Source organism: Streptococcus massiliensis DSM 18628, assembly GCF_000380065.1.
GTDB classification, from domain to species: Bacteria; Bacillota; Bacilli; order Lactobacillales; family Streptococcaceae; genus Streptococcus; species Streptococcus massiliensis.
On record NZ_KB904413.1, the window covers coordinates 1 to 9,324 of the forward strand.

General features: G+C 41.4%; 8 protein-coding genes, 1 rRNA gene and 1 pseudogene. 2 read left to right on the plus strand and 8 right to left on the minus strand.

Annotated features, from left to right (window positions below):
• The 5 genes from A3I3_RS0108030 to A3I3_RS0108050 all read right to left on the minus strand — a co-directional run.
• Positions 1–108 (minus strand): 16S ribosomal RNA (locus A3I3_RS0108030); the annotation flags it as partial.
• A gap of 346 nt (positions 109–454) precedes the next feature.
• Positions 455–1,003 (minus strand): DJ-1 family glyoxalase III, encoded by a 549-nt coding sequence (locus A3I3_RS0108035; protein ID WP_018372202.1) that lies wholly within the window; start codon positions 1,001–1,003, stop codon positions 455–457.
• Positions 1,004–1,017: 14 nt separating this feature from the next.
• A complete protein-coding gene (locus tag A3I3_RS0108040) occupies positions 1,018–2,250 on the minus strand; it encodes an FtsW/RodA/SpoVE family cell cycle protein (protein WP_018372203.1) in 1,233 nt (410 codons plus the stop codon).
• Between the two features lie 35 nt (positions 2,251–2,285).
• Positions 2,286–3,278, minus strand: coding sequence for a YeiH family protein (locus tag A3I3_RS0108045; protein WP_018372204.1), 993 nt, complete (start codon positions 3,276–3,278; stop codon positions 2,286–2,288).
• Positions 3,275–5,734, minus strand: coding sequence for a bifunctional DnaQ family exonuclease/ATP-dependent helicase (locus A3I3_RS0108050; RefSeq protein ID WP_018372205.1), 2,460 nt, complete (start codon positions 5,732–5,734; stop codon positions 3,275–3,277). The genes A3I3_RS0108045 and A3I3_RS0108050 overlap by 4 nt, the downstream gene beginning before the upstream one ends.
• A gap of 135 nt (positions 5,735–5,869) precedes the next feature.
• Between A3I3_RS0108050 and A3I3_RS0108055 the strand changes: the two genes are divergently transcribed.
• Positions 5,870–6,508 carry an MBL fold metallo-hydrolase gene (locus A3I3_RS0108055; RefSeq protein ID WP_018372206.1) on the plus strand — a complete coding sequence of 213 codons (639 nt, stop codon included), beginning with the start codon at positions 5,870–5,872 and terminating at the stop codon, positions 6,506–6,508.
• A 96-nt stretch (positions 6,509–6,604) separates the two neighbouring features.
• On the opposite strand, the gene cvfB is transcribed toward A3I3_RS0108055, so the two are convergent.
• The 3 genes from cvfB to pyrH all read right to left on the minus strand — a co-directional run bounded on the left by cvfB (position 6,605) and on the right by pyrH (position 8,891).
• Positions 6,605–7,459, minus strand: a complete 855-nt coding sequence (gene cvfB, locus A3I3_RS0108060) for an RNA-binding virulence regulatory protein CvfB (protein WP_018372207.1) — start codon at positions 7,457–7,459, stop codon at positions 6,605–6,607.
• 126 nt (positions 7,460–7,585) lie between these two features.
• The gene (gene frr, locus A3I3_RS0108065; protein ID WP_018372208.1) at positions 7,586–8,143 is read right to left on the minus strand and encodes a ribosome recycling factor; all 558 of its coding nucleotides are present in this window, start codon (positions 8,141–8,143) and stop codon (positions 7,586–7,588) included.
• Positions 8,144–8,165: 22 nt separating this feature from the next.
• On the minus strand, positions 8,166–8,891 hold the full coding sequence (gene pyrH / locus A3I3_RS0108070; protein ID WP_018372209.1) for a UMP kinase: 726 nt from the start codon (positions 8,889–8,891) through the stop codon (positions 8,166–8,168).
• A gap of 306 nt (positions 8,892–9,197) precedes the next feature.
• Between pyrH and A3I3_RS10880 the strand changes: the two are divergent.
• Positions 9,198–9,324: pseudogene (locus A3I3_RS10880) on the plus strand (ISL3 family transposase); the annotation flags it as partial.

The window sequence follows — 9,324 nt, forward strand, 5'->3', positions numbered from 1 at the left end:
GTTCGCAACTCATTAGATTAGTGCAAGCACCAATCCTCTGCGTTCTACTTGCATGTATTAGGCACGCCGCCAGCGTTCATCCTGAGCCAGGATCAAACTCTCATATAATTAGTTTGAGTCTACACTCATTCTGTCCACCGACAGATTTATTGTTTTTCTTTTGTTTGACGAGTCATACCTCTCAGTATAACCCCCCGCACATTGGTTCGTCTTGTTCAGTTTTCAAAGGTCTACTGCTGCCTCAGGGACAACTATATCAGTATATCATCACATAAACAACTTGTCAAGATCTTTTTTTAACTTTTTCCTTTTTTCTTTTAAAATTCGGAAAAATATGAAAAAGTCCGAGAATAAACTCTCAGACTTTGATTTTTATACTGAATTTTTCGTAAAATTGATAGTAAATTATATCCTTTATTATCTCTGACACAACACAAATACTACAAGTACATCGTTATTTATCGAATACATCCTTATACAGCATTGCTTCACGTAATTTATCAGCATCTCCACCTAAAGTATCAACTAAATCATAAGCAAAAGCAAGTGCTGTTGCAGGCCCACGACTAGTAATCAGTTTGTCATCATGAACAACCGTCTCTTTTTGATAGTGACCGTCTTTAATCTGCTCCTCAGTCCCGTCATAACAGGTGAAATGTCGTTCTTTAAGGATACCTGCTTTTGCTAACGCAAGCGGAGCTGCGCAGATAGCAGCGACGTATTTGCCTTTTTCCTGCATTTGTTTCAGTGCGGTCATTAAAAGCTGGTCATCTCGTAAATTTGTTGCTCCAGGCATGCCACCTGGTAGTACAACCATATCATAAGCTTCTAAATCTCCTTGCCATAAGGCATCTGCTTTCACTACTATACCATGTGAGCCTGTCACAAATGGGCTGAAGCCTAACATATTACAAGTCATTCCTGCACGGCGCAAAACATCAACTACCGTCAAAGCTTCGATTTCTTCAAAACCATCAGCCAATATTAGTGCTACTTTTTTCATGGAAAAACTCCTTTTTATTTCATTTGTTTGAGAATAATCTTTTTACGCATACGTTTAGGTTTTATATGTTTCTCTTCTTGTAGACTATTTTGATAGCCCATTGATAGGATCAATCCTACCCCAATGAGATTGCTGATAATTGCCGATCCTCCTTGAGAGATGAAGGGAAGCGGAATGCCAGTCAGGGGTAAAATTCCCGTCACAGCACCGATATTTTCAAAAATATGAAAGAGCAACATCATGATAAAACCTGTTGAAATATAGGTGTAAAACTGATTGTTTGATTTGAGAGTGATTTTTAACATGCGATAGATAAGGAGAAAATAGAGTGCGATGACGACGATACAGCCAACAAAACCAAAATCCTCGGCGATAACTGTAAAAATCATATCACTCTCGCGAACTGGAACAAGGAGGTTAGACACATTAAAACCTTGCCCCCAGACACCGCCGCTACCAATGGCAATTTGTCCCTGTGCCTGTTGATAAGTTGTTGTCTGGGCATAATCAAATGGGTGAAGCCACGCTAGAATTCGATTAATCTGATAGGTCTGCATCCCGAGATGATGGAAAAAAGCCCGCCCTTCTCTAGTCGCAAATGTGAGCATAAATGCTGTAAAACCAGCCAGTGCAGTCCCTGTTACAGGCAAAATGATTTTCCAAGAAACTCCGGATACCAAAATCATTCCTGCAAAAATGGCCAGAAAAACCAGGGCTGTTCCTAGGTCTTTTTGCAAAAACAAAAGGAACATGACAGGAACGGTAAAAAGGAGAAGTTGGACTATCAGCCAAAGGTCTAATTTAATCGTACGTTCTCTGTCCCTATGCTTTTGCATGTAGAATACATTGACCCGGGACAGCATTAAAATATAGGACATTTTCATAAATTCAGAAGGCTGAAAAAGGGTTGTTCCATGAATTGTGACCCAATTTTTAGCACCTGTTGAGGCAACCAAATCTGGACTATAAAAAATCAAAGGCAAAATCATCAATCCCAGTCCTAAGACATAAAACCAAGGGGTTAAGCGGTATAAGAAGTGAGTGTTGAAAAACATGACTACAAAGGAAATGAATACGCCCAATATAATCCAGGCCACCTGCTGACCAACTATAGGCCAAACATTATTTGGGTAATCATGGCTAACTGCAATATAAATAGCTATGATTCCGATTAAGAGTAAAAGTAAAACTGGTAAAATTAGACTGTAATCAATTCGATCATCAATCGAAAAACGGCGAGAGGACATGAGGAACCTTTCTAAAAGTTAATAAAAACTTCATATCACAAAAAATACTGAATTATCAAACTTGATAAGGCAACAGCCACCCAAGCAAACAAACCAGTTAAAAGCGGGGCTGCTCCGGCAGCTTTAAATTGTGCAAAAGAGACTCTTGCGCCAATAGCTGCCAAAGCCATTGCCATCAACCACTGAGAAGCTAATTTTGTCCAAGGGATAATAGCTAAGGGAAGCAAACCTAAACTAGCAATAAGGGAAGCTAGAACAAACCAGAGGATAAACCAAGGAAAAATCTTTTTTATATTAACTGTTTGGTTAGCTGATTTTGACTTGGCATAACGGAAGCCAGCAAAGATCAAACACGCTGGTACGATCATCAGTGCTCGACTGAGTTTGACAATCGTTGCCATATCACCCGCAGCCTGACTGTAACTATAGCCTGCTGCTACGACCGATGAAGTATCATTAATAGCCGTACCCGCCCAAGTTCCAAAAGTCGCATCAGACATTCCCATAACATGTCCCAGAAACGGAAAGATAAAAACGGCCAATACATTGAAGAAGAAAATCGTTGAGATAGAAAGAGCAATATCTTCCTCTTTAGCTTCCAAAATAGGAGAAGCTGCTGCAATCGCAGACCCACCACAAATAGCTGTCCCAAAACCAATTAAAGTTGTCAATACACGATTCACTCCTAGCAAACGCCCCAGAAAATAAGCTGCACCAAAAGCGATCAAAATTGTTAAAATACTGATTTTAAGCGAAGATAGACCTGTTGCTGAAACTTGCGCAATAGACAAACTAAAGCCCAAGAGAATGATACTGTACTGAAGCAACTTTTTTCCAACAAAAGCCAAACCTAGATGATATTCTTGTTTAATCGTCAGAGTGTTATTGACAATAATTCCTAGCAAAATAGCAAAAACACTTGAACCTACTAAAGGGAAAAAGTTTCCTAAAATCACAGCAAGCCCTGCCAAAACAAGAGACAAAGCCAGTCCGGGTAAATATCTTTTTATCTTTATATTTATTTTCATTTTTCTTTTTTCTCCAAAAAACTGCGCATATCTGACATAATCTCGGTGAACGTTGCAATCATCAAATCTGCTTCCTGTTGTAAAGCCTCACGGATTTGGCGACTGTACCTTTTCGTTCGAATTCGATTGTCCAATAACAGAACGGCTGACCGTTGTTCCTTGCGCCGCCTCGTTCTTCCCATCGCTTGTTTCAGCCGCAAAATCGCAAGCGGTAAACTGTAATCATAAAAAGGATTTTTCTTTTGCAGGCGTAAATAGCGATTGACTTTTTTCACAAAAGGATCCTCAGGATTATCAAAAGGCAGTCGTGTAATTACTTGAATAATCTGCTCCTGCTCAACAAAGTCCGTTCCCTCCCAGAAAGAACCGGTTCCCAAGAGAATATTGCTTTCACCACGATCAAAACGCTGCTTGATGTTACTGGCTGGACCATTTTTATATTGAGCCAAATGGCTTAATTCTAACTTGTCAGATACCTGCAATAGTAATTCTTTAGAAGTGAAGAGCACTAAAATCGGACGCTTGAGCTTTGCTAGTTGTTCTATACGCTCCGCTAATAGATTTGCATACTCTATCTGTGATAATTCAGTCACATCTGGAAAGGTACGATCCAACCAGAGGGCTTGCTGCCGACTAGTTTGACTGGGTAATTTGTAAAATTGCCAATTATCAAATCCTAAAAGATTCGCTAGATTGACTTTGCGGCTAATCTCAAGTGTTGCAGAAACCAATAAAATTTGAGTTTGTTCTGGCAATAGTTTACTGAAATTCAATAAGTCTAGTCGTGCGGCTTCAAGTAAAAGCACGCGCTGTTCTGGCAGCACCTCTTCAGCTAACCAAAACTGATCAAATCGCTCTCCTAAAGTTTGACGAAGTTCTTGCAACCAGTCTGCCGGTAGTTCTTGCAAATCTTGCCGCAGGCGCTCCAAAGCCTGAGAATCAAGACCTGCTTGACCTGTCAACTGAAATTCCTCTAGCTGATGTTGCAATTCAAAACGCAAACTCTCTAAGAGCCTACGCCACAAAAGGTTGTGCTGCATTTGTAAAAGCTCTGAAATCTCTTGCATAACCTTCAACAAATTAACTCGCTTACGCGACAATGTTTCTAAGGCGCCAAAAAGTTTCTGCGCTTCGTCAACCACTAAAACTTTTCCCTTGAGAATCGACTGATCATCCTCTAATCGTGTTAAAAAATAAGCATGATTGGTAATAACTACTCGACTTTTTCGTGCCTGTTCTTGACCTAAGTTCCAAAAATCTTCACCATAAAAGAGGGACTTTTTAGAGAGCTTCCCGTCATGTGAAAGTAAGTTGAAAAAAGATTCGAAACGATATTTTTGACCAATTTCTTCCAAATCACCTGTTTTTGTCTCAGTCAGCCAAATCAACAGCGAAAGCTTCGTTCGCTCCCAGAGGCGATTTGCTAAAGGAGATTGTAGCAGCTCATAAAAACGATCTAATTTGATATAATTATGCGGACTTTTGAGATTATGAAAGGAAATCTGAAATGTCTCTCGAATGCGCTTCGCTTCATTTTGCATAATCTGATCCTGCAAAATCTTCGTTGGAACTGTTATAACCAACTGCGACTGGGTCGCGGCTAATAATGGCAACAAATAACCGTAGGTTTTCCCCAAGCCGGTCTGAGCTTGAAGAAAACTAGGCTTATCTTGCTTCAACGCTTGATCAACATAGGCTGCAAGCATTTCTTGCTGTTCACGAGGCTCTAATCCTAAAAGTGCTAAATTTTTCACAAAATCTCTGGATAAATATCGCGGTTTAGAAACCTTTATCGGCTTACGAAGAAAAATTCCATGTCGCTCAATAAGATCTGGGCGTGGATTATTAGGCATACGTTCATACACTTCTTCAAGTATCAAGCGACTTTCGTAAACCAAACTATCTGATCGCGCGAGTAAACTCTCTACTAGAGTTTTGGGTAAACTGGCAATCTTATCTTGGATTTTTAAGAAAAGTTGAGCAGTAGCTTCAGCATCAGCAATGGCCGTGTGTGCTTGCTCTAGTTGTAAGTCTAGTCTTTCTGACAAATAAGATAGCCCATACTTATCTATGGTCGGAAAAAATACCTGCGCTAATTCCACCGTGTCTACCCTTGGTACAAGGAGATCAAAACCCGCCCAAAAAAGCTCCTCTGTCAAAAGATTCGCATCAAACTTGACATTATGAGCAACAAAAATCGTCCCCTCTAATAGCTCATAAATTTCTCTTGCTACTTGAGAAAAGTCTGGTGCCTTACTAAGCCGTTCATCAGTCAGACCTGTCAACTCAATAATGTGACGGTCAAGAGCTTGATGTGGATTCACATCTGTCGCATAACGTTTAATGATCTTCCCATTTTTAATCAGAACAATTCCTACTTGAATAATTTTTGCTGTGCTGCCAGCACTAGTTGCTTCTAGATCCACGACAGCATATTTTCGAGTTTTATTTCCCATACATGGTCTATTATATCACGTTTGGAAAAAGAACCAAACTGGAAAAGGTTTTCAAAAGAAAATCTACAAAAGCTGAAAATTTCTTTACTTTTTGATAGACTGATAAAGAGCAGTTATATTAGGAAGGAATAAAATATGAAACTACATAAAACCTTAAACGAACAAGCCTACGAAAACACTTACTATTTGGAAAATGACAGTCACCTGATTGTCATTGATCCCGGCAGCAACTGGGAGCGTATCCAAGCCAAAATCAAGGAAATCAACAAGCCTATCAGCGCTATTCTTTTGACTCACACACATTATGACCATATTATGAGCTTGGATTTGGTGCGGGAGACTTTTGGCAAGCCCCCTGTCTATGTAGCCGAGAGCGAAGCGACTTGGCTGTATACGCCCGAGTATAATCTCTCTGGTCTAGCCCGCCATGATGATATCGCTGACCTGGTCTTGGCGCCAGCCGAGCATTTCTTCGTCTATGAGCAAGACTATGATTTGGATGGTTTTCATTTCTACGTTTTGGAAACGCCGGGGCATTCTATCGGCGGCGTGTCTTTTGTCTTTCCAGAGGAGCACTTGGTGATTACGGGTGACGCTCTTTTTTGCGAAAGCATTGGGCGGACAGATCTCTACACCGGCAATCAAGACCAGCTCATCTCGGCTATCAAGGAGAAATTATTGACCCTGCCCAAGGACTACGATGTCTACCCCGGACACGGTCACGAGACCACCATTGCTCATGAAAAGATGTTTAATCCATTTTTGAGAGGCTGAATAAAAAGAAAAAACGAGCAGTTCTATTCAAGATTTCACTGAGTAGTCTGTTCGTTTTTTATCGTCAATTAATATCAAAGTTGGCTGAGTATAATTTTACTTCAATTCCGTCCCACTTGCGTCTTGCTTGATTTTGCCTGCCTTCATCAGCCCACCGAGGGCTTTTTTAAATTGCCCCTTGGAAATGCCAAAGGTTGCCTTAACGTCTTCAGGCGAAGACTTATCGTTCAAGGTCATAAAGCCGTTATTAGCTTCCAAGTAGGTCACAATCATCTGGGCATCATTTTCCAGCATCTCAAAAGAACGCGGCTTGATAGAGAGATTGAGAGTACGGTCAACCTCACGAAAACCGATGACCCGCGCATCTAAGACCTGCCCCAGACGCGGCTCTTGATAGCGCTCGCTCGGGTGAATAAAGCCCAGCATCTTATTTTCAGGCAAGTAGACAAAGGTGCCCGTCATCTTGAGCCGATAGACAATGGCCGGCCAATTTTGGTTTTGCATATTGTCATAGGCAGGGCGCGCCAGCTTTTGAAAAACGCTCTGGTCTGCTAAAATTCCCCAAATGCGATCTTTCTTGTCAACCTCATAACGAAGATAGAGCTGGTCGCCTTTTTTAGGCCATAATTCCTTGATTTCTGGCAAAATATCTAGGGAAACGACGATTTCTTTGTCAGGAAGTCCCGTATCTACAAAGACACCCAAGTCACGGCGCACCTCGGTAACGACACCCCAGCCGTAATTTTCCTTGGTCGCGGTTACTTCAAGCGTGGTCAAGCGCAGCTTTTGCTTGGCATCGCTATAGGCAAAGCCCTTGACACTGTCACCCAAGCCATGCGCGCCCTCACTCTTTGCCAGAGCGTAGGTCTGCCCGTCCTTTTGGACAAAGTAAAAATCCTGATTTTCATCAATGACCAGACCCGTGATAAAGGTCGCTAAATGTGTGTTCATGCTTATTTTTCCTTTTCTCTAAATGCAATGCTGCTTGCAATAGCCTTCTTCATGCCATTCTCCTTTTTAAAGAAACCCAGCTAGCTGAGCCAACTGAGTTGAATTCTTTTGTTCTAGTATTTAAGATTAAACTTCCAAAAGCTCTTTTTCCTTGTTCGCTGTCATTTCATCAATATGTTTGACAGCATCGTCGGTTACTTTTTGAATATCCTTTTCCAGCCCTTTGAGCTCGTCTTCGGTGATTTCTTTCGCTTTTTCTTGCTTCTTGGCTTCATCCATAGCATCGCGACGGATATTGCGGATAGCCACCTTGGCATTTTCACCGACTTTTTTCACTTCTTTAGCAAGGTCACGCCGCGTTTCCTCAGTCAAAGCAGGGATAACTAAGCGAATAACGGAGCCGTCAGACGCTGGTGTAATTCCGAGATCAGAAGCGTTAATCGCACGCTCGATGTCCTTGATAGACGATTTGTCAAATGGTGTCACAAGCAGCACGCGCGCCTCTGGAATAGTGATAGAAGCGATTTGATTGAGCGGCGTTTCCACTCCGTAATACTCCACACTAATGCGGTCAAGAAGACTTGCATTTGCCCGCCCCGCACGGATAGCACCAAATTCACGCGCCAAACTTTGGTGCGAATGAGACATTCTTTCTTTTGCTTTTTCTACAATTGCATTTGCCATAAGATTTTCTTTCCTTTTCTATTTATGCTTTATTTGAAACCGTTGTTCCGATTGCTTCGCCCAGCACCACTTTCTTGATATTTCCAGGTTCATTCATGTTAAAGACCACCAAGTCAATATCATTGTCCATAGAAAGGGTAGCAGCCGTTGAATCCATGATTTTCAGTCCTTTATGGATGACTTCCACGTGGGTCAATTCAGCAAATTTCACAGCGCTTGGATCCTTCTTCGGATCGGCATTATAAACACCGTCTACACCATTTTTCGCCATGAGAATAGCTTCGGCGTTGATTTCTGCCGCTCGAAGAGCTGCCGTTGTATCCGTTGAGAAGTAAGGTGAACCAGTCCCTGCTGCAAAAATGACAATCCGCCCTTTTTCAAGGTGACGAAGAGCCCGACCACGAACATAAGGTTCTGCCACTTGGTGCATAGCAATAGCGGTCTGAACACGCGTATCTACCCCAATTTGGAGCAAGGCATCCGCCATAACAAGGGCGTTCATAGCTGTTCCTAACATGCCTGTGTAATCTGCCTGCACGCGATCCATACCTGCTTCTGCTGCTGGCTCTCCACGCCAGAGATTACCTCCGCCAATGACAAGAGCAATTTCTACCCCTGTTGCATGAACTTCCTTAATTTCCTCCGCAATAGATTGAACCGTTGCAATATCAATTCCAACACCACGTTCACCAGCGAGGGCTTCGCCAGACAACTTAATTAAGACACGTTTATATTTTGGTTGAACCATTTTCTCTCTCCTTATTTCATCCTTACTATTTTACCATAATAGATGGCTATTGGCTAGGAAAAGAAAAAAATATCTGATAGAGAATCTATAAAAGGCTAAGTCCCAAAATGAATACCTTTTTCTACTACAATCTATACGGCTTTTATCCTTTGCAAGAAAAAAGAGAGTACGCTTGCACATACTGGCTCTATAATTTCTGTAGTGGGTAAAATCACTTTAGGAATTATGGAGCCTATTTTGTTGTAGAAAAAAAGTCCCATAAGACCTATAATGAAAAGCGATCAAACCATCATTAGAAAGAATCTTATGGAACAATTAAATTTTATCACAAACTTACTGGAAATCAAAGACCCTAACATTACGATTTTGGATGTTCTAGATGCTGGTACACATAAAGAAATCATGGCTAAGCTAGATTATCCCGCTCCTAAAT